Consider the following 19,753-nt stretch of genomic DNA (forward strand, 5'->3'; position numbering starts at 1 on the left):
AGAGAAAGGATCTTCACGCCGCCGCCTTCAGCCGGGGGTCGAGAACCGGGAACAGCAGGTCCACGCCCAGGTTGACCAGGACGAACACGGTGCTCGCGAGCACCACGACGGCCAGCATCACCGGCGTGTCCTGCGCGTTGACCGCCTGCTCGGTCAGCCGCCCGATGCCGTTGCGGCCGAAGACCGTCTCGGTGACGACCGACCCTGCGATGAGCTCGCCGAACGTCATCCCGGCGACGGTCAGCGCGGGCAGCATCGCGTTGCGGGCCACGTGCCGCCACAAGATCCACCACCGCGACGCGCCCTTGGCGGCCACGACGGGTACGAACGGCTGCGTGTACACCTGGTCTATGCCGCGTGCCAGCACCTGCGCGATCGGCGCCGAGATCGGCACGGCCAGTGTCAGCACCGGCAGCAGGAGCTGCTGGGTCGGGCTGCCGCCGATCACCGGCACCAGCCCGAGCCGGAAGGAGAACACCTGGATCAGCAGGATCCCCAGCCAGAAGGCGGGCACCGAGACGAACAGCGACGGCACCGCCAGCAGCGCCCCGCGCAGCCAGGACGTACGGCTGTAACCGGCGGCGAAGGCGAGCACGACGGCGATCAGCACGGCCAGCGCGAACCCCGCCGTGGCCAGCTTGGCCGTCTCCGGCAGCGCCTCGGCCAGCCGTTCGACCACCGGAGTGCCGGTGTCGATCGAGTAGCCGAAGCCGCCGCGCAGGAAGCCGAGCAGCGTGTGGAGGTAGCCGATGATCGGCGGGTCGCCGCCGCCGTAGTAGGCGCGGATCTCGGCGATCTGCTGGGGCGACAGCCCGAGTTCCGGGTTCTGGAACTTGATCAGGATCGAGTCGCCGGGCAGTAGCTGGAGGAGCACATAGCCCGCCGTGAAGGCGGCCCACAGCACCAGCGCCGCCTGCCCGACGCGCAGCAGGACGTATCGGGTCACCGCTTCGACAGCCAGACCGAGTAGAACGTGGGCCTGGCCACCGCCTCGAAGGCGACACCCTGGACGTAAGGGGCGGCGCCGTAGACCTGCGGCTCCTCGAACAGCGGGATCGCGTAGCCCTGGTCCACCACGTAGCGCTGGATCTCGCCGACTTTGGCGTCGCGGGCGGCCTTGTCCGCCAGGGCCGACTCCTCCTCCAGGAGCTTGTCGAGCTTGGCGTCCTTGGACAGGATGACGTCGCGGTTCTGGCTGTGGAAGTGGCTCTTGATCACGTCCTCGTCGGCGCGGCCGACCATCGAGTGGGCGATGGCGGTCTTCTCCGCGTTCTTGATGTCGACGGCCTGGGTGCCGGCGTCTGCGGGCCGGATCTCCAGCTTCACACCGATCTTGGTCCACTGCTGGGCGATGAGTTCGAGGGTCTGCTTGGACAGCGGTTGCGGGCCCGAGACGAAGACGCCCAGCTGGAGCGGCTTGCCGTCCTTGGCGCGGATGCCGTCGGCGCCGCGCGCCCAGCCGGCCTTGTCGAGCAGGGCGTTGGCCTTGGCCGGGTCGTAGGCGAGCTCCTTGGACAGGTCGACGTACCCGTGGGCGAGGTGGCTGAGGACCGAGGTGGCGACCGGGTAGCTCGGGGTGAACAGGGTGTCGACCACCTCCTTGGCGTTGGTTCCGGCCTGGAGCGCCTTGCGTACGTCGAGGTCGCTGAGGATGCTGTTGCCGGGCCGCAGGTAGAGGCCGTTGTTCACGCCTCTGGTCGGCTCCGCATAAATCTTGAAATTCGCGTCCTTGACGGTTTTTTCGTCATAAGCCTGGACGTAGCGGACGTAGTCGGCCTGGCCTGAAGTGAGCGCGCCCACCCGCACGTTGTCCTCGGGCGTCACGATGATCTTGATCGTGTCGAGGTACGCGCGGCCCTGGTGCTTCGACGACGCCGGCGCCCAGTTGTAGTCCTTGCGGGCGGTCAGGTCGATCTCCTTGTCCACGACCTGTTTCGCCACGGTGAACGGGCCGGACCCGATGACGTTCTTGAGCTGGCACTGCTGTTCGTACGGCAGCGAGATCGTTTTCTTCGACACCAGGCCCGCGCCGATGACCGAGGTTCCTTGCAGAAAACCGGGTGACGGCTTCTTGAAATGGAAGCGCACGGTTCTGTTGTCGATGACCTCACTGCGTTCGTAGTTGTTGACGAACTCGGCCGGGGGCAGCTTGAGGTCGGTGTCGCCCAGGCCGTAAACGTCGAAGTTGGCGGCCACGGCCGAGGCGTCGAGCGGGCTGCCGTCGCTGAACGTCACGCCGTCGCGCAGGTGGAAGGTGTACTCGGTGGCGTCCTTGTTCACCTCCCACTTGGTGGCGATCCACGGCTCGATCCGCAGTGTCTTCGGGTCCTGCCAGGTCAGCTTGTCGGTGAGCTGGTTCAGCACGCCGCCGTTCGGATAGAACCCGGCGGCGGGCAGGTAGAGGCAGGTGGGCGGCTGATGCTCCAGGTAGGTCAGCGTGCCCCCGTAGACGGGTGCCCCGCCGGTGGCCTGCGCCTGGACGGCGGGACCGCCGCTGCCGCAGGCGGCGAGGAGCCCCGAGACGGCCAGCCCCGAGGCGGTGAGCATGGTGAGCGCGGCGGAACGCATGGGACATCCTTCACGGTGGTCGCTGGAACTAAAACCACCATATCCTACCTAGATAGTAGGTATATAACCCACCTCCGCCCTCTCAGCGGCCTGGCTGAGCGCCGCGTGCTCAGTGGCCTGATCGAGCGCCGCGTGCTCGGCGGCCTAGCTGAGCGCCGCGTGCCGGGCGGGGGACGTCAGCGGGGGGACGCTATTCGCCCGTCACACCGTCGATCTGCTCACGCAGGATGTCGGCGTGGCCGTTGTGGCGGGCGTACTCCTCGATCATGTGGACGAGGATCCACCGGTGGGAGCAGTCCTGCCCGTGGCGCTGTGCCTTGCCCAGGGCGTCGAGCGGCACCTCGGCCGACACCTCGCGGGCGTGCTCGATCTCACTCTGCCAGGTCTTGAACGCCTCGTCGGCCGAGGCGGTGTCGACGTCGTCGAAGTCCGCGTCCTGGCGGGCATCCTTGCCCCACAACTTCGGGACGTCCTCGCCGTTCAGCACCCCCCGGTACCAGGCCCGCTCCACGTGGGCCATGTGGCGGACCAAACCGAGCAGCGACATGGTCGACGGCGGAGCCGAACGCTGCCGCAACTGCTCCTCCGACAGACCCTCGCATTTGACAGCCAGAGTCTCGCGATGCCAGTCGAGCCAGTTGGTGAGCATGGCGCGCTCATCGGCGATGAAGGGGGGCGGGATGCGATTGTCACTCATGCTGGGCAAACGTAGCTGACCGGCCGAGTTACCGTCGAAGTAGACCATCCAGGACGGCCTGTTTGGCGAACCAATAGCTGGAACCAGGAGTCGAACGGGTCAGGGGCGGAAACGACGGGGGGTCGTGATCATGAGGCGTCTGGTGGCAGCGCTTGCGGTGGTCACGTTGACATCGACATCGTGCGGGGGAATCGGGCAGGCGTCCCAGGTGTGGCAGGCCTCCGTCCGGTCGGAGGACCCTGTCGCGACGGTCGCGCCGACGTGGATGCGTGGGCTGCGGGTGGTTCGCGACAACGGCAACGAGGGATCCTGTGCCTGGTCGACCACGTACCCGCAGGTGCCGGGCGCGCAGCCGCTGACGGACGCGCTGCGCCGGCTGGTCGAGGCGCGGCGGGCCACGTTCCTGAAGTGGGCGCGGGAGAGCGGGTGCGGCGAGCAGGCCGGGAAGGCGCCGGAGCTGAACGTCGGGTTCGGCTTCGTGGCGGCCTCGGGCGATGTGATCGGGGTCCGGTTCACCGTCTACCAGCTCGGGGGCGCGGGCGACGGCAAGTCGACGACGTCGCTCTGGTACGACGGGGTCAAGGGCCAGGTCGTGCCCGCCATGTCGCTCATCGACGCGGCGTCCATGAGCGGGTTCGAGGCGCTGGCCGACAAGGCGCTGGCCGAGAAGGTGCCGGATGGCATCGACCGGCCGGCACGGCTCGCGGACCGGAGCGCCCAGACGCTCGACGACCTGGGCTTCACCAAGGACGGCGATCTGGTCGTGACCTTCGACGAGGGGGAGGTGGCGGCCGGGGCCGTCGTGCAGGTACAAGCCGTGTTGCCGCGCGCCGAGGTGGAGCCGCTGCTGTCGGACTTCGGCCGGCGGGCGCAGGCTCAGGTCATGCGTCCGTCCGGCCGCATGGCGCTGCCCGGATATACGGCGGACGGCTCGGTCGACTGCCGCCGGGTCAAGTGCGTGGCGCTCACCTTCGACGACGGCCCGAGTCCGTACACCCCCAGGTTGCTCCAGTACCTGGCCAGGTACCGGGCGCGGGCCACGTTCTTCGTCGTCGGGCAGAACGTGGTCGCGCGCCCCGGCGTGGTGCGCGGCGTCGTGCGGGCCGGGCACGAGGTCGGCAACCACAGCTGGTCGCACCGCGACCTGACCAGGCTGTCCGCCCGTGAGGTGCGAGCGGACCTGGCCAGGACCGACCAGGCGATCCGGAAGGCGACCGGGGTGACGCCCACGCTGGTCCGCCCGCCGTACGGTGCCTTCGACCGCGTCGTACGCAGGCAGTCACCGCACCCGCTGGTGCTGTGGAGCGTGGACACGATGGACTGGTTGTACCGCAACAGCGGCCACGTGACCCGTGCCGCGGTCGGCCCGGCGCGACCCGGAACGATCATCCTTTTTCATGACATCAGGCCGACCACCGTGGCGGCGATCCCCCAAGTACTGAAGAGGCTGGCCAAGCGCGGCTTCCATTTCGTGACGGTCAGCGAGTTGTACGGCGGCCACGTCCCCGCCCTCGCCTTCCGCGGTCCGAGCCCGAGACATCCATGACCCCTCAGATGTGGACGTACTCGTAGTCGAGCGGCCGGCCGTTGATGCCGTTGCGCGGCGGGGCCAGCCAGGCGGCGATCTTGCCGGGTTCGTAGACCGGCCGCATCAGACTGTGGACGTACGCCTTGTCGGCGGGGGTGGGCAGCCAGCGGTCCCGGTCGTGCTCCCAGGTCGCCCGGTCGACGAGGCGGCCGTCCGGGGTGAGGTGGTGACCGGCGAACGCGCCGACCTGGCGGTTGAAGCCGACATACGGCAGGTACAGGGTGGCGACGCCGTCCAGGATGCGGTTCCACCGGGTCAGGCCGGTGGTGCAGTCGGCGATGTACTCCCCGCGCAGGTCGGCGTTGAGCGCGGTCAGCGCGGGCAGGCGCACGTCGGCCAGGCGGCCGTCCACGACCTGCTGGACGGTGGTGGCCGCCTCGGTGAGCAGGTGGTCGTCCTTGCGACGTTCCTCCTGCCAGCGGCCCTTGAGCCCGGCCGTGTAGTAGTTGGCCACGTTCGTGGAGGTCTCGCCGCCGAACAGGTCCAGGCTGACGCTGTAGTGGAAGTTGATGTACTTCTGGATGACATCAAGCGGGATGCCGCCATATTTCTGGATGTCGTCGGTGTCGTGCTCGCGCATCAGCGTCGCGGTCCGCTCCACCACCCGGTCCACGCCGGTGGTGCCGACGAACATGTGGTGGGCCTCCTCCTTCAGCATGAACTCACACGTACGGCTGAGCGGATCGAAGGCGCTCTCCTTCAGCGTGCCCAGCTGGTATTTGCCGTCGCGGTCGGTGAAGTAGGTGAACATGAAGAACGACAGCCAGTCCGGCGTCTCCTCGTTGAAGGCGCCCAGGATGCGTGGCGAGTCCTCGCTGCCGGAGTTGCGCAGCAGCAGTGCGTCGGCCTCGTCGCGACCGGCGCGGCCGAAGTAGGCGTGCAGCAGGTAGACCATGGCCCACAGGTGCCGGCCCTCCTCGACGTTGACCTGGAACAGGTTGCGCAGGTCGTACAGGCTGGGCGCGGTCAGCCCGAGGCGGCGCTGCTGCTCCACGCTGGCCGGTTCGGTGTCGCCCTGCACCACGATGAGCCGCTGCAACTCGGCGCGGAACTCGCCGGGCACCTGCTGCCAGACCGGCTGTCCCCGGTGCCGGCCGAAGGCGATGCGCCGGTCGGGGTCGCGCTCTGCCAGGAAGATGCCCCACCGGTATTCGGGCAGCGCCACGTGGCCGAAGTGCGCCCAGCCCTCCCGGCCGACCGCCACCGCCGTGCGCAGGTAGACGTCCTGGGTCGGCAGCGCCGGCCCCATCTCGCCCCACCAGCGCAGGAAGCCGGGCTGCCAGGACTCCAGCGCCCGTCGCAGCCGCCGGTCATCGGCCAGGTTGACGTTGTTCGGGATGCGCTCGCCGTAGTCGATGGACATCTCACACTCGCTTCCGGTCGAAGGCGATCTCGCTGTCGTACGTCCTTATCTCGACATTATTTTTTTGCCGCGTCAAGCATCTGTAGCATTTAATAGGGTGGGCTGGGAAAGCGCTTCCCCATGCCGGAGGTCCGATGCCCGCGCACCGCATTCACGACACCGAGCCCGCGCTTACCTGGGAGGACGCGTTCCTTTCCGGTAACGGCGAGTACGGGATCATGGTCTACGGCGAGCCGCACGCCCAGCGCGTGGTGTTCGACCATCACCGCTTCGTCCTGCCCAACGGCACCCGCGACCTGCGCCCGCCCGCGATCGCCGACCGGCTGGGGGAGATCCGCGAGCTGATCCTGTCCGGGCGGGCCGCCGAGGCGCAGCGGGTGGCGGCCGACGGGCGGGGCCTGGCCTGGACGCAGGCGTTCCATCCGGGGTACGAGCTGGTCGTCGAGGGCCCGTGCGCCGGGCCCTATCGGCGCGTCACCGACTTCGCGACCGGGGAGATCGTGGTCACGTCGGGCCTCGCGACCGGGGAGGTTGCAGGCACATCGGGCTCCGCGACCGGGGAGGTCGCAGGCACGTCGGGTGGGCGCGCGCACCACGCGTTCGTCTCGCGGGCCGACTCCGTGGTGGTCCAGCGGCTGACCGGCGAGCTGAGGCTGTGTCTGACGGGCGACCTGCCGGGCAAGCCCGACGATGTCGTCTACCAGACCACCGCTTACGAGAAGGGTGGGCACGTCTTCCTGAGCGCTCGCGGTGCCTACCCGGCCGGGCTGGGCGCCGCCGGGTTCGAGGGGCTGACGCTCGTCCTGGCCGCCGACGTCTCCGTGTCGGGCGATGCGGTGGTGACGCGGGGCGAGACGCTGCTGCTGACGAAGCTGGACCGGTACGAGGAGCCCGGCTGGGGCACCGACCGGCTGGAGGCCGCGCTCACCGCCCTGGCCGGCCACTCGTACGACGAACTGCTGGCGCGGCATGTCGCCATCCATCGGCCCATCTACGAGCGGGTCACCCTCGACCTGGGTGTGGCCGAGAACCCGTCGGTCGGCGAGCTGATCGCCGAGCCGCCCGGCCCCGCCCTGATCGAGCGGTTGTTCCACTCGGGCCGCTACCTGCTGCTCAGCTCCTCGGGCGTGCTGCCGCCCCGGCTCACCGGTCTCTGGCTCGGCGCGTGGGGAGCGGCCTGGTCGGGCGACTTCACCACCGACGCCAACCTCAACCTTCAGGTGGCCGGGGTGAACATCGGCGCGATGCCCGAGCTCATGACGGGGTACGCCGCCCTGATCCGCGACCAGATCGACCACTGGAGGGTCAACGCCCGCGAGATCTACGGGGTCGACGGCATCCTCGCGCCGAGCCGTACCGACGGGGAGAGCGGCTACCTGTTCCACTTCGACGAGGACTGGCCGTGGACGATGTGGCTGTCCGGGGCCGACTGGCTGCTGTACCCGCTCCATGAGCACCACCAGGTCACCGGTGACCTGCCTGACGAACTGCCCGGCTGGCTGGCGGAGGCGGCGGCGTTCTGGGAGGGGTTCCTGGCCGGGTCCGACTTCGTGATCGTGCCGTCGTTCTCGCCCGAGGTGGGTCCCGAGGGCTCTTCGTACGCGAGCGTCAACGCGACCATGGACATCGCGGCGGCCAGGCACGCCCTGGGCCTGGCCGGATCCCCGCTGGCCGAGCGGCTGCCGCCGTACCGGATCGACGAGCGGGGCGCGCTCACGGAGTGGGCCTGGGACGCGGCCCCGCACGAGGATCACCGGCACGTCAGCCACCTCTATCCGGTGTGGCCGCTGCACGAGATCAACCCCGACGACGAGCCGGAGCTGGCCGCGGCCGCGCACCGCGCTCTGGAGCTGCGCGGCGACGAGAACCTGTCGGCCCACGGCAGCCTGCACCGGGCACTGGCGGCGGCCCGGCTGAAGGACGCGGGGCTGGCCCAGGCCAACCTGATGAAGATCCTGGGCACGGACATGCTGTTCCGATCGCTCATGACCTCGCACAACCCGGGCCGGGAGATCTACAACGCCGACGCCGCGCACACCCTGCACGGGCTGGTCATCGAGCTGCTGGTGGACTCCCGGCCGGGGGCCGTGGAGCTGCTGCCCGCCGTACCCGAGCCGCTGGCGAAGGGGACGATCCGCGGCGTCGCCTGCCGGGGGCGGGTCGTCGTCGAGGAGCTGACCTGGGGTGAGGGGAGCGTGCGGGCGGTGCTGCGCTCGCCGGTGGACCAGCGGATCACCCTGATCCACCGCGCCTCCGGGCACCGGGAGGAGGTCGAGCTGGTCGCGGGCGAACCGCGCCTGGTGGCCATCGACGGCTGAGGCCCGTGAAAGCAGATCGCCCCATCGGTTGAGTAACAGGTGTGACTGCCAACATGACGGCTCGGCTCCGGCTCGTTGATCCCTCGGGGGCGATCAGCGACGCGGACCTGGTGGAGGCGTCGTACCGAAGACCCGAGCGGTTCGGGGAGCTCTACGACCGCTATATCGGGGAGATTCACGCGTACCTGGGCAGGCGGCTCGGTCAGGAGGCCGCCGACGACCTCGCCGCCGAGGTGTTTCTGGCCGCGTTCAGGAAGCGCACCACGTTCGATCGCGAACGGGGGGAGGTGCGCCCCTGGTTGTACGGCATCGCCTCCAACCTGATCGCGGTGCACCGCCGTACTGAGACCAGGAAGCTGGCGGCGCTGCGCCGCAGCGCGGCCGCTCCCGAGGGCACGGACCACGGTCACGAGGAACGCGTGGTCAGCCGCGTCGACGCCGCGAACGAGCAGGCGCGGCTCACGGCGGAGCTGCAGGCGCTCTCGGACGGGGACCGGGACGTGCTGCTGCTGAGCGCCCTGGGCGAGCTGAGCCATGAGGAGGTGGCCCAGGCGCTGGGCATCCCGTACGGCACCGTCGGGTCCCGTCTGTCACGGGTGCGCAGGAAGCTCCGGGCCGCTCTGGGCGGCGTCAACCCCTTGCTTGGAGGCTCTGATGGATGATTACCGGGCGGTGCGCGAACTGCTGCCCGCGCCGCCGCTGTCGCCGGAGGTCCGGCGGGCCGGGCGCGAACGGCTGGCCGGCGTATTCGCTCACGAGGGGGCACGGCGGCGCCGCAGGACCGCCAGATGGAGCACGCTGGGGCTCGGCCTGGCCGGGGCGGCGGCCGTGGCCTTGCTGGCCACCAGCTCCGTGTCGCCGGGCGGGTCGCCCGCCACGCACAGTGCGGTCGCCCCGATGAGCGCCAACCAGATCCTGCTGGCCGCCGCGACCTCGGTGGCCGCGACGCCCGACGCGGGCTCCTGGTGGGGCAGCAAGTTGATCGACGGCCGCGAGTTCTACGACCCGGGCCACCACTACCTGCTGCGGCAGAGCAAGTCGATGGAATCCTGGATCCCAGCGGATCCGGAGGCCCTTACCTGGTACCGCGAGACCTACCTCGGCGCCGTGCTCGCGAACTCCGAGGGCGAGGCCGCCTGGCGGGCCGCCGGCGCGCCGACGACCTGGACCTACGGACAGGGCAAGACTCCCGGCCTGATCACCGACGACCGGGCCGAGGGCATCGTCCGGGCGGCGCGGGGCAAGCCGTGGACCTTTTCCAGCGAGGACTGGGACTTCCGCATCGTCCTGGCCGGTAAGCCGCTGACCAGGATGAACGAGGTGCCGACGACTCCAGAGGGGCTGCGCGCGCTCTTCTCCGACGTGGACGGCCGGGCGCTCGTCGACAACGCCGTGAGCCTGCTCGTGTACGCGCCGGTGACGAGTGAGACCCGGGCCGCCGCCTACCGGCTGCTCGCGTCGCTGCCCGGGGTCTCGGCCGTCGGGCAGGTGACGGACACGCTTGGACGTACCGGGCAGGCACTCGAATACCAGTCCGCGCAGCGTCCCGTGACCGAGTACGCGGGGGGCACTCGTACCCGGCTGGTGATCGATCCGGCCACCGGGAAGCCCCTCTCGATCGAGACGCGCGCCACGGACGATGGCCGTCTCCTGGAGTTCACCGCGATCCAGGAGAGCGTCTGGACAGATGACAACCCACTGAAGGAGCAGAAGTGAGATCGCTGATCGTCGCCGTCGCCGGTTTGGCCTTCACCGGAGCGCTCGCCGTACCCGCGCAGGCGACCCCGCCCGAGGGCAAGTACTGGCGGGTCGACACGATCCTGAGCAGGACCCATCCGCGTCCGGTCGGCAGCGGTTACTGGCTGACGCAGCGGGAGGTGTCCACCAACTGGCAGCCACCTGAGGGCAAGAGCTGGTTCGGCTTCCGGACGCTCGGTGCCCGGCCCAAGACCAAGAAGGACGAGGCGGCCTGGCGCGCCGACGGCTCCCCGACCTCGTGGACCTACCGTACGGAAGGCATGAAGATCTCCCTGTCCACGGAGCCCGGTGAGGGGCAGGTGGGGCCGACGAAAGGCGCCCCCAAGGGCTTCCACCTGGGCCGGAAGTGGGTGACGTACCAGCAGCTCCAGGATCTGCCGTCGGATCCGGCCGCCCTCAAGGAATATGTCGTGGCGGACGTGAAGACCTGGACGAAGGAGGCCGCGGACGAGGCGAAGACCACCTCCCCGAACTCCAAGATCGGCGACTGGGAATCCCAGCTCGACCGGTACGTGGCCATCGACCTGAGCCGGATGCTCTGGGAGAACCCGGTCCCGCGGAAGGTCAGGAGCGCCGCCTTCCAGGCGTTCAAGACCACCAAGGGTGTCACCGACCTCGGGCGGGCCCAGGATTCGCTGAACCGCTCCGGGCAGAAGTTCGCCCTGCCGACGCTCACCACCAAGGGCACCGTGCTCAAGCAGCAGCTCCTTGTGGACACCAAGGCCATGATGCTGCTGGCCGAGTACACCGACACCACGGTCAATGGGAAGCCGTTCCCGGCCAAGACCAAGGTGGAGACGTACAAGGTGGGCTGGACGAACGAGCAGCCCGCCGTCCCGGACGCCAAGTAACCCCGCGATGACTCGCCCCGGGCTCGGGGCGAGTCATCGCCAGGCACGTACGGGTTATCAGCGCACGACGGTGCAGCCGACCCACTTGATGACGTGCTTGTCCTTCTTCGTGAAGAACTCCGCGCCCTGCTTGCTCTTGAAGGCGCGCTTGTGCAGAACGCCCTTCTCATCGCGGAACCGGACGTTGACCCGGCCGCCTTCGCGGTGCTTGACCACGCACTTCATCTTCTCGTCCGCCCCGCAGGCGTCATCCTCGGGGCCCAGCCGCTCCGAGAAGACGCGCACCTTCTTATCCTTGACGTCCTTACCCTTGATGAGCCTGCCGTCCTCGTCCGCGAACCGGCCGTCCTTGAGGCTGATCCTCTTGCCCTGCTCGCCCTTGAACACGACGTCGGGCTCGGAGCACTCCAGGATGGGCGTGAGCTGGTCGCTGGTGATCAGCTGAGGCTGCGACGGGTCGTCCGAGGCGAATGCCGGAGCGGACACGGCAGCGGTGGTGCCGAAGGCCGCCACGGCGATGATGGCGGCACCGAGTGCGCGTCTCATGTGACTCTCTTCTCTGACGGTTCTCTGAGGGTTGTGAGCTGTGACGACCGGCCGGTCACGATGAAGACTGCCGGGCGGGGTGTTAATTCCGTGTATGACGAAAATTGACTGCCTGTCTTGACGATCTCGCAGGCGGCGGCTAGCGTCGTCTCATAATTGACAGGAAACTTTCCTATAAGTTTCGTGTCGGGCCTCCCACCCACCCCCAAAACCGCCGGAGGTCGGAGCACTATGAGACACACGATCCGGAAGAAGGGCCTCGCGGTCCTGGCGGCGCTGTTGCTGCCGCTGACCGCCACGGTCACCGCACCTACCGGCGCGTACGGCGCCAGCTCGGTCGCCTTCGCCGCCGCCTGGGCCCCGTGGACCGCGTACACGGCAGGGACCCGCGTCACCTACAACGGCGTCGACTACGAGTGCATCCAGAGCCATACCTCCCAGCCCGGCTGGGAGCCGCCCAACGTACCCGCCCTGTGGAAGCCGGTCACCGGTGGCGGCACCGACACCACCGCGCCGTCCGTGCCCGGCAACCTGCGTTCGACGGGCACCACCTCCAGCAGCGCCTCCCTGGCCTGGAACGCCGCCACCGACAACGTCGGCGTCACCGGCTACGACGTCTATCGCGGCTCGACGCAGGTGACCACGGTCACCGGCACCACCTACACCGACAGCGGGCTCGCGGCCGCCACCAGCTACACCTACACGGTCCGCGCCCGTGACGCCGCCGGGAACGTCTCGGCCGCCGGTAACTCCGTCACCGTCACCACCTCGGGCGGCACCGGCGCTCCCGGCCAGCCGGGCACGCCCAGTGTCACCGGCTCGACCGGCAGCTCGATCGCCCTGTCGTGGGGCGCCTCTTCCGGCACCGTCACCGGTTACCGCGTCTACGAGGGGAGCACGGTCAAGGCGACCGTGACCGGCACGTCGGCCACCATCGGGTCGCTGGGCGCCTGTACGTCGCACACGTACACGGTCAAGGCGTACAACTCGGTGGGCGAGTCCGCGGCCAGCGCCCAGGTCACCGGCGCGACCACCGGGTGCACCGGCGGCGGCAACAAGGTGCTCGGGTACTTCGTCCAGTGGGGCGTCTACCAGCGCGGCTACCACGTCAAGAACATCGACACCAGCGGCTCGGCCGCCAAGCTGACCCACATCAACTACGCCTTCGGCAACGTGACGAACGGGCAGTGCGCCATCGGCGACAGCTACGCCGACTACGACCGCTTCTACCAGGCGGGCGAGAGCGTGGACGGCGTCGCCGACACCTGGGACGCGGGCGCGCTGCGCGGCAGCTTCAACCAGCTGCGCAAGCTCAAGAAGAAGTACCCGAACCTGAAGGTGCTCTTCTCCTTCGGCGGCTGGACCTGGTCCGGCGGCTTCGGCCAGGCCGCCCAGAACCCGGCCGCCTTCGCCAACTCCTGCTACAACCTGGTCGAGGACCCGCGCTGGGCGGACGTGTTCGACGGCATCGACATCGACTGGGAGTACCCGAACGCCTGCGGCCTCAGCTGCGACAGCAGTGGCTCGGCGGCGTTCAAGAACGTCGTGTCGGCCCTGCGCTCCCGCTTCGGGTCCGGCAACCTCGTCACCGCGGCCATCACCGCCGACGGCACCAGCGGTGGCAAGATCGACGCGGCTGACTACGGCGGCGCCGCCCAGTACGTCGACTGGTACAACGTCATGACGTACGACTTCTTCGGTGCCTTCGCGGCGCAGGGCCCCACGGCCCCGCACTCGCCGCTCACCTCGTACGCGGGCATCCCGACACCGGGCTTCTACTCCGACAACGCCATCCAGAAGCTCAAGAGCAAGGGCGTGCCGTCGAGCAAGCTGCTGCTCGGCATCGGGTTCTACGGCCGCGGCTGGAGCGGGGTCACGCAGTCCGCCCCCGGCGGCACGGCGACAGGACCGGCGCCCGGCACGTACGAACAGGGCATCGAGGACTACAAGGTGCTCAAGACCCGCTGCCCGGCCACCGGCACCGTCGCCGGTACGGCCTACGCCTACTGCGGCGGCCAGTGGTGGAGCTACGACACGCCGAGCACGATCGGCGGCAAGATGAGTTACTCGAAGAGCCAGGGCCTGGGCGGCGCGTTCTTCTGGGAGCTCAGCGGCGACACCACCGGGGGTGAGCTGATCACCGCCATGAAGAGCGGCCTGGGGTGACCATCTTCACCTCCTGAGGGCCTCGTCTGGGCCGGTTCCGCGTGGCGGAGCCGGCCCTTTCGCCTTTCGTACCTGGATGGAGGGTTGACCCGGGATCTGCGTGGAAATCTTGAGATCATAACGCTTCGTGATCGCCCACTAACTGTCAGCTCATGATCCCCGGGGGTGATGATGATGGAGATGCTTCCGCCGTCAGCGTTCATTCGCAGGACGCCGACTCCGCCACGACGGCGGTGGGGATCGGCGTGCATGGCGCTCGCGCTCGCCGGAGCCATGGGTTTCGGCAGCGGGCTCGGCTACTCGGTGGGCCGGACCGTCCAGGAGCGTCAGTCGTCGCTGCCTCCGCGGGTGGCCGCCATGTCGGTCACGACCGGTGAGGCCGCGCCGCCGGCCGCCGAGCAGGTTCACGCGGCGCCGAAGCCCGCTGCCCCTCCCGCTGCCCGCCCAGTCGCCCGTCCGGCCGCTCATCGGGTCGCTCATCGGGCTGCCCGGAAGGCTGCCCATCCTGCTGTCGAGCGGAAACATCGCTTGAAGACCGCGAAGACCCGCCATCGCGTCAAGACCGCGAAGACTCGCCATCACCCCGTGCATCGCGCGAGAGTCGAGCATCGCTCGGCCTGCGTCCGGCTGCAGGGACTCAGGGAACGGCTGTGCAGGACCCTGTTCAAAGAACACTGACCATCGGGGGTCGCCGGGCGAAGAAGACGAACTCCAGGCCGGGCCGGTCGGGCGCACCACGGACTTCCTCCACGGTGTACCCATGGGCGACCAGCGCCGCCTCGACCTCGTCACGCTCGCGGAAGCGCAGCGTCGAGTGCGAGGTCAGCACCTGCCCGTCCGAGCCGAAGACGTGCGTCCCGCGGAATGTCACCAGCGGCCCGCTGACGTCGAGCACATCGCACCAGCTCTCCACCGCGCCGACGCCCTGGATCTCGGTGACGTTGTACGTCGCCGCGCGATCCCACCCCTCCCAGGCGCGTTTCGCCGGATCCCGGGTCTCGAACACGAGATGCCCACCGGGCCGCAACGCGTCGTAGACCCCACGTAACGTCCCCTCCCAATCTGGCGGGTCCACGATCGCTTGGGCGACATTTCCCGTCATGGTGGCCAGATCTACCTGCATCGAGGGAAGGGCCGTCGCGTCACCGTGGAGCCAGCGCACCCGGTCGCCGTCCGGCTTGGCCCGCGCGAGATCGAGCGACGCGCGGGCCGGGTCGACGCCTATGACGTCGATACCGCGACCGGCCAGGAGCAGCGCGAACGTCCCCGTCCCGCACCCCACGTCCAGCAGGGTACGGGCACCGAGCTCATGGACGATGGCCACATACGCGTCCAGATCACCACGGTCGGGTTCGAGCGCGTCATAGATCGAGGCCAGACGCGGATGTTCGAACATATCGTCAGCCATCAGGCCACGGTATGCCGCAGAGTGTGCTCGGCTGTACTCAGTTTCCGGCCAGCTTCTTGGCGAGCTCCTCATCGGAGTTCGCCTTCACGAGCCGGCAGGGCGCGATCGGGCTGCCGGCCTTGGCCAGATAGGGGAGGAACGCATAGTTCATTCCGGAGTAGTTACCCGGTCGGATCTCCAGGACGAGCGTCTCCTCCGGGCGCATGAAGCGTGGGGAGATCACGAAGGTGTCCTTGTTGATCGGCGCGGCGACGTCTCGGGAGCGCCAGTTGTCCGGCTTGTCGAACTCCTTGCGCTGCTGCTCGGTCATGTTCTTGGTGCTCGGTGGGTCGTAGGCCAGGTCCGCGCCGATGAAACGCCCACGTGCGCACTGCTTGTCCGCTTCCGTGAACGTCACGTCAGCCGCGATCCCCGCGCTCTTGAGCTTGGCCTCCAGCCCGTCGGGGTCCCGGAACTCCTTGACCGTCACCTGAACGGTGCCGTCGGAGTTCTTCACCACCGCGTACGCCGCACTCGACGTCCCTGAGACCAGCGGCACGGCCACCAGCGCGGCCGCGGCGATGCCCGCGACGGCCAACCCCGCCAGCACGGGACGACGCAACGGTGAAACGGTGCTCCTGCCGGGCAGCCAGGAGGACTGACGGCTTGCGGGCGGGGTCGCCACGATCTCCGCGAGGAGGTCCTGGACCCCCTGGTCCATGGCAGGCTTGGTGTACTCGGCGGCCGGATCGATGGCGGACACCATGCGGTCGATCTTGTTCATCGGGTCTCTCCCCTCAGTGCGGTCATCACGGTGACCCCATCCGTCGTGGTCGTGTCGAGCAGCCGGGCCAGTCGTTTACGGGCCCGATGCAGCCGGAGCCGGGCGGCGGTGCTGCTGCAGCCCAGTACCTTGGCGATCTGCGGGCCGGTCAGCTCCTCCCAGCAGGCCAGCGCGAGCACGTCCCGGTCGGCCGCGTTCAGGGCGGCGAACGCGGTCCGTACGGCCTCGGTCCGTGGGTCGGCGGCCGTCTGCCCCTGTCCGACAGCCAGTTCGCCACGGAGCCGCGAGGCCAGCGCGGTACGGCGCGACTCGCCGCGCCGGTGATTGGCCAGGACCCGCCGGGCCGCGCCGTACAGCCAGAGCACGGCGGCATCGCCCTCGGGTACGTCATCCAGCCGCCGCCACGCGGCGAGGAAGGTCTCCGCGATCACATCGGCGACGTCGTCCACCGAATCTGCACGACGTATCGCATAGCGGTGTACCGCCGGATAACAGGCGAGATAGAGCGCCTCGAAACGATCTCGCGTGTCGGGTGGCACGCGTTGATCCTGCACGGGTGTCTCCTAACCGAAGAATGCCGGAACACCTCACTAGGTGTCCGGCACCTCCGCAAGTGTTTCCACCTGTGCCCAGGGGCCCCTTGCGTCTGAATAACAGATAACGGTTGAAGAACGCAGCATGGCGATGCGGTGTGCGGTAGAGCAGCATTGAGGTTGTGGCAGGGATCTCCGTCTGGCGGCGGGCGAGTCTGCGTCACGGGCCCTATGTGGCCCGGGCGATGGCCGAGCTGCGCTCCTGGCCGGCACTGGCGGTCAGCGACACCCGGCGCGGCGTGGCCTTCGCGGTGCGGGGCACCGAGATTTTGCGCCCGTCCGGCCGGGACGAGGTGCACCTACGTCTGACGGCGGCGGCGATCGACCGGCTCGAACCGCATCTGCGGGTCTGTGACCAGGTGCACGCCTGCGCCGATCGCGCCTGGGTGGCCGTGCAGGTGGACGCCGAACCCGACCTCGAACTCCTGCTCGCCCTGACCAGCGTGGCGATCAAGGCGCACGCCTCGTAAGCACTCTGCCCACGGCCGACCGGCTGGCCGTATCGCTCGCCGGAGCCCGACGTCAGGCTGCCGCGTGGACCCGCAGACCGGCCTTCCGCCACACCTTGAACAGCCGCCTGGCCGAGCCACCCACCGGCCCGACCGCCTCATAGAGCACCTTCGATGAGACCGGCTCCGCCGTCTCCACGGCGTTCACCACGTCGTCCGCGCTGATCTCGTACCGTTCCCACAGCGAGCGGTCCTCGCGCGGGTGCAGCCCGACCAGGATGTGCTTGCCGGCCGCCGCGAGGCGTTCCGCCGCGGCGAGCAGCAACTCAGTGCCGGGGGCCGAGCCGCCGGTACCGCTGGACTTGGTCACGCTGGTGAGCACCAGGACGGTGCCCTCCTCCGGGTTGTGCTTGGGCAGGTCGTCGGTCTGTGGCGTACCCACGACCGTGATCGGGCGGCGGACACCCAGGTAGTCGTCGTACACCTTCGCCTCGGCGGGCGACGACGCGGTGATCGCCCGCAGCCGCTCGCGGAACTCCTTGGCCCGCGGCGCCTCCACCGGCAGCTGGTAGGCCAGCGAACTGGCGACCAGCGGCAGATGGCGCAACCGCGCGGCACACTCGGCGGGCCAGTCGCCGGCGCCCGTCACCACGAGCAGGTCGGCCTGCGGGATCTCGTCAGGCGTCGCGACCGGGACCGGATCACCCGGCTTGATCCCTGACCGATCGGGCACCAACTGCACGACCTCCCACCCCAGACGGCGCGCCTCGGGCAGCAGCGGAGCCGCGTGGTAGGTGCCCCACGGTTCGTTCGTGGCGATCAGTACCCGGAGCCCCGTCCCCCAGGCGAACGCAGCGGACCCGCCTGAGATCGAGGCTCCTATGGCTGGACCTGCTCGGCCAGGATGCTGCTGATGGCCTGCTCCGCGGTGGTGTGGATGTTCAGGGCCGATGACAGGCCGGTGATCTCAAGGATGCGGGCAGGTGCGCCGCGCACGGACGCCAGATGGAGGGCGGCACCTTGTTCGCTCAGGGCCGTGTTGAGGCGCAGCAGCAGGTGCAGGCCCATGCTGTCGAGGAAGGTCAGCCCGTCCAGGTCGAGCAGCAGCGGCTCGCCGGGCCGGAGCTGCCCGCTGAGGTAGGTCTCCAATTGGGCGGCGTTGGTGGTGTCCACCTCGCCGGTCACGGTGATCAGCACGCCGGTGATCAGGCGCTGGCTGTCCAGGCTCAAAGGGGGCATGGCGGCTATACGGCCTGCTCAGCAGGCCGCCGACGGCGGCGCGACAGTCATGACGTCCTCTCAGGGTTGGCCGAGTACGGGCGCGATTCCTTCCTCGCATCCGAACTGTAATCCCGAAGACCGATACCGGAAAGAGTTTTCCCCATAGGATCTTCTGGGAAGAGAGGGTACAGTCCGCCCCGCAGCCGCTGATAACCGCCGGGGGCGGAGAAGGTGAAGACCTGTGAGCGCATCCGACGACCGTTCGTCCGCCTGGACGTTCCTTACCCATCACGCGCGCGTCCTGCTGGAGATCGCCCGCAACCCACAGGCGCGGATGCGCGACATCGCCGCCGGCATCGGCATCACCGAACGCGCCGTGCAAGGCATCGTGACCGACCTGCACCAGGCCGGCTACCTCTCCCGCGACCGGGTCGGCCGCCGCAACCACTACAGCATCAACCTCGACGAGCACTTCCGCTACCCGACCGAGGCCGGCCTGCCGATCCGGCTGCTGATCGACATGTTCACCCAGCACGACCTGCCCGGCCGCCCCTCACAACCGCACGAACCTCGACCTTGAGGAGCGGCGCACTCGCGTGCGACCGCAAGGGTCAGCGTTCGTCGGCGGGGTAGTCGGCCGAGCGGCTCACGTCGGCCCATTTCTCGGTTTCGGCGGCGCGGATCTCGGCGGCCTTCTGGGCCGAGGCAACGGCGTCGCTGCCGAGGAGGAGCCGTCGAGGTGGGTCGTCGTCACGGACGACGTCGATGATGACCTTGGCGGCGCGGGCGGGGTCGCCGGGCTGGGTGCCGTCGGTGTCGCGCCGGTAGCGGTGGATGGCGCCCACGGTCTGCTCGTAGTCGGGGCCGACGGGGTGGATCTCCATGGAGGAGCCCTGCCAGTCGGTACGGAACGCGCCCGGCTCGACGATGATGACCTTGACGCCGAAGGGCGCGACTTCGTTGGCAAGGACTTCGGAGAAGCCTTCGACGGCGAACTTCGCGGTCTGGTAGGCGCCCATTCCAGGAGTGCCGCCGACACGTCCTCCGATGGAGGAGAACTGTACGAAGACTCCTGATCCTTGGGTACGCAGGACGGGCAGGGCGGCCCGTGTGACGTTCACCACGCCGAAGAGATTGGTCTCGATCTGGGCGCGGAAGTCGTCTTCGGCCATCTCCTCGATCGGTGCGCTGTTGCCGTAGCCGGCGTTGTTCACGACCACGTCGAGGCCGCCGAAGGCGTCGGTGGCCGCCTTGACCGCCCGGGAGGCCGCGGCGGCGTCGGTGACGTCGAGTGCGACCGCTCGGATCCGGTCGCCATGGCGGGCCACCAGGTCGTCGAGTTGCTTGGGGCTACGTGCGGCGGCGATGACCTGGTCGCCTGCCTCGAGGACGGCTTCGGTGAGCCGGCGTCCGAGACCGCGTGACGCTCCGGTGATGAGCCATGTCTTGGCCATGAGTGAGTCC

20 protein-coding genes are annotated in these 19,753 nt (G+C 69.1%); 9 read left to right on the forward strand and 11 right to left on the reverse strand.

Features of this window, described 5'->3' with window-relative positions; translation table 11 throughout:
• Positions 1–13 precede the first annotated feature (13 nt).
• The 3 genes from AB0B61_RS28250 to AB0B61_RS28260 form a co-directional block, all read right to left on the reverse strand.
• Positions 14–946, reverse strand: coding sequence for an ABC transporter permease (locus AB0B61_RS28250; RefSeq protein ID WP_358437751.1), 933 nt, complete (start codon positions 944–946; stop codon positions 14–16).
• The gene (locus tag AB0B61_RS28255) at positions 943–2,568 is read right to left on the reverse strand and encodes a TIGR04028 family ABC transporter substrate-binding protein (protein ID WP_358437754.1); all 1,626 of its coding nucleotides are present in this window, start codon (positions 2,566–2,568) and stop codon (positions 943–945) included. The genes AB0B61_RS28250 and AB0B61_RS28255 overlap by 4 nt, the downstream gene beginning before the upstream one ends.
• Before the next feature lie 190 nt (positions 2,569–2,758).
• A complete protein-coding gene (locus AB0B61_RS28260; RefSeq protein ID WP_358437757.1) occupies positions 2,759–3,265 on the reverse strand; it encodes a DinB family protein in 507 nt (168 codons plus the stop codon).
• Positions 3,266–3,431: 166 nt separating this feature from the next.
• Between AB0B61_RS28260 and AB0B61_RS28265 the strand changes: the two genes are divergently transcribed.
• Positions 3,432–4,811 (forward strand): polysaccharide deacetylase family protein, encoded by a 1,380-nt coding sequence (locus AB0B61_RS28265; protein WP_358437760.1) that lies wholly within the window; start codon positions 3,432–3,434, stop codon positions 4,809–4,811.
• 4 nt (positions 4,812–4,815) lie between these two features.
• Here the strand turns inward: AB0B61_RS28265 and boxB are convergent, their stop codons facing one another.
• Complete coding sequence (boxB, locus tag AB0B61_RS28270; protein ID WP_358437762.1) at positions 4,816–6,216, reverse strand: benzoyl-CoA 2,3-epoxidase subunit BoxB; 1,401 nt, start codon at positions 6,214–6,216, stop codon at positions 4,816–4,818.
• A gap of 134 nt (positions 6,217–6,350) precedes the next feature.
• Between boxB and AB0B61_RS28275 the strand changes: the two genes are divergently transcribed.
• Genes AB0B61_RS28275 through AB0B61_RS28290 form a run of 4 tightly spaced genes read left to right on the forward strand, consistent with a single transcriptional unit; the run spans position 6,351 to position 11,143 of the window.
• Complete coding sequence (locus AB0B61_RS28275; RefSeq protein ID WP_358437765.1) at positions 6,351–8,534, forward strand: glycoside hydrolase N-terminal domain-containing protein; 2,184 nt, start codon at positions 6,351–6,353, stop codon at positions 8,532–8,534.
• Between the two features lie 53 nt (positions 8,535–8,587).
• A complete protein-coding gene (locus tag AB0B61_RS28280) occupies positions 8,588–9,196 on the forward strand; it encodes an RNA polymerase sigma factor (protein ID WP_358437768.1) in 609 nt (202 codons plus the stop codon).
• Entirely contained in the window at positions 9,189–10,250 is a 1,062-nt protein-coding gene (locus AB0B61_RS28285) for a CU044_5270 family protein (protein WP_358437770.1), read from the forward strand. Before AB0B61_RS28280 ends, AB0B61_RS28285 begins: the two co-directional genes overlap by 8 nt.
• Entirely contained in the window at positions 10,247–11,143 is an 897-nt protein-coding gene (locus tag AB0B61_RS28290) for a hypothetical protein (RefSeq protein WP_358437772.1), read from the forward strand. Before AB0B61_RS28285 ends, AB0B61_RS28290 begins: the two co-directional genes overlap by 4 nt.
• A gap of 57 nt (positions 11,144–11,200) precedes the next feature.
• Here AB0B61_RS28290 and AB0B61_RS28295 read toward each other — a convergent pair whose 3' ends face one another.
• Entirely contained in the window at positions 11,201–11,689 is a 489-nt protein-coding gene (locus AB0B61_RS28295) for a hypothetical protein (RefSeq protein WP_358437774.1), read from the reverse strand.
• 231 nt (positions 11,690–11,920) lie between these two features.
• Between AB0B61_RS28295 and AB0B61_RS28300 the strand changes: the two genes are divergently transcribed.
• Both AB0B61_RS28300 and AB0B61_RS28305 read left to right on the forward strand, forming a co-directional pair.
• Positions 11,921–13,855 carry a glycosyl hydrolase family 18 protein gene (locus AB0B61_RS28300; RefSeq protein WP_358437777.1) on the forward strand — a complete coding sequence of 645 codons (1,935 nt, stop codon included), beginning with the start codon at positions 11,921–11,923 and terminating at the stop codon, positions 13,853–13,855.
• 249 nt (positions 13,856–14,104) lie between these two features.
• Positions 14,105–14,533 (forward strand): hypothetical protein, encoded by a 429-nt coding sequence (locus AB0B61_RS28305; protein WP_358437780.1) that lies wholly within the window; start codon positions 14,105–14,107, stop codon positions 14,531–14,533.
• On the opposite strand, the gene AB0B61_RS28310 is transcribed toward AB0B61_RS28305, so the two are convergent.
• From AB0B61_RS28310 to AB0B61_RS28320, 3 genes are read right to left on the reverse strand one after another with little or no spacing between them, the layout of a single operon-like run.
• On the reverse strand, positions 14,520–15,263 hold the full coding sequence (locus tag AB0B61_RS28310; protein ID WP_358437783.1) for a class I SAM-dependent methyltransferase: 744 nt from the start codon (positions 15,261–15,263) through the stop codon (positions 14,520–14,522). The two genes, AB0B61_RS28305 and AB0B61_RS28310, sit on opposite strands and share 14 nt — an antisense overlap.
• Before the next feature lie 37 nt (positions 15,264–15,300).
• The gene (locus AB0B61_RS28315) at positions 15,301–16,026 is read right to left on the reverse strand and encodes a hypothetical protein (RefSeq protein ID WP_358437786.1); all 726 of its coding nucleotides are present in this window, start codon (positions 16,024–16,026) and stop codon (positions 15,301–15,303) included.
• A complete protein-coding gene (locus AB0B61_RS28320) occupies positions 16,023–16,580 on the reverse strand; it encodes an RNA polymerase sigma factor (protein ID WP_358437789.1) in 558 nt (185 codons plus the stop codon). The genes AB0B61_RS28315 and AB0B61_RS28320 overlap by 4 nt, the downstream gene beginning before the upstream one ends.
• 161 nt (positions 16,581–16,741) lie before the next feature.
• On the opposite strand from AB0B61_RS28320, the gene AB0B61_RS28325 reads away from it, so the two are divergent.
• A complete protein-coding gene (locus AB0B61_RS28325; protein ID WP_225300176.1) occupies positions 16,742–17,089 on the forward strand; it encodes a luciferase family protein in 348 nt (115 codons plus the stop codon).
• A gap of 52 nt (positions 17,090–17,141) precedes the next feature.
• Here AB0B61_RS28325 and AB0B61_RS28330 read toward each other — a convergent pair whose 3' ends face one another.
• On the reverse strand, positions 17,142–17,810 hold the full coding sequence (locus AB0B61_RS28330; RefSeq protein WP_358437793.1) for a hypothetical protein: 669 nt from the start codon (positions 17,808–17,810) through the stop codon (positions 17,142–17,144).
• 137 nt (positions 17,811–17,947) lie between these two features.
• Entirely contained in the window at positions 17,948–18,307 is a 360-nt protein-coding gene (locus AB0B61_RS28335; protein ID WP_358437796.1) for an STAS domain-containing protein, read from the reverse strand.
• 223 nt (positions 18,308–18,530) lie between these two features.
• Here AB0B61_RS28335 and AB0B61_RS28340 point away from each other — a divergent pair, with 223 nt between their 5' ends.
• On the forward strand, positions 18,531–18,869 hold the full coding sequence (locus AB0B61_RS28340; protein ID WP_358437799.1) for a helix-turn-helix domain-containing protein: 339 nt from the start codon (positions 18,531–18,533) through the stop codon (positions 18,867–18,869).
• Between the two features lie 31 nt (positions 18,870–18,900).
• On the opposite strand, the gene AB0B61_RS28345 is transcribed toward AB0B61_RS28340, so the two are convergent.
• Positions 18,901–19,743 carry an oxidoreductase gene (locus tag AB0B61_RS28345; RefSeq protein WP_358437802.1) on the reverse strand — a complete coding sequence of 281 codons (843 nt, stop codon included), beginning with the start codon at positions 19,741–19,743 and terminating at the stop codon, positions 18,901–18,903.
• Positions 19,744–19,753 lie beyond the last annotated feature (10 nt).

This window comes from Nonomuraea sp. NPDC049158, from assembly GCF_040648335.1.
GTDB lineage: Bacteria > Actinomycetota > Actinomycetes > Streptosporangiales > Streptosporangiaceae > Nonomuraea.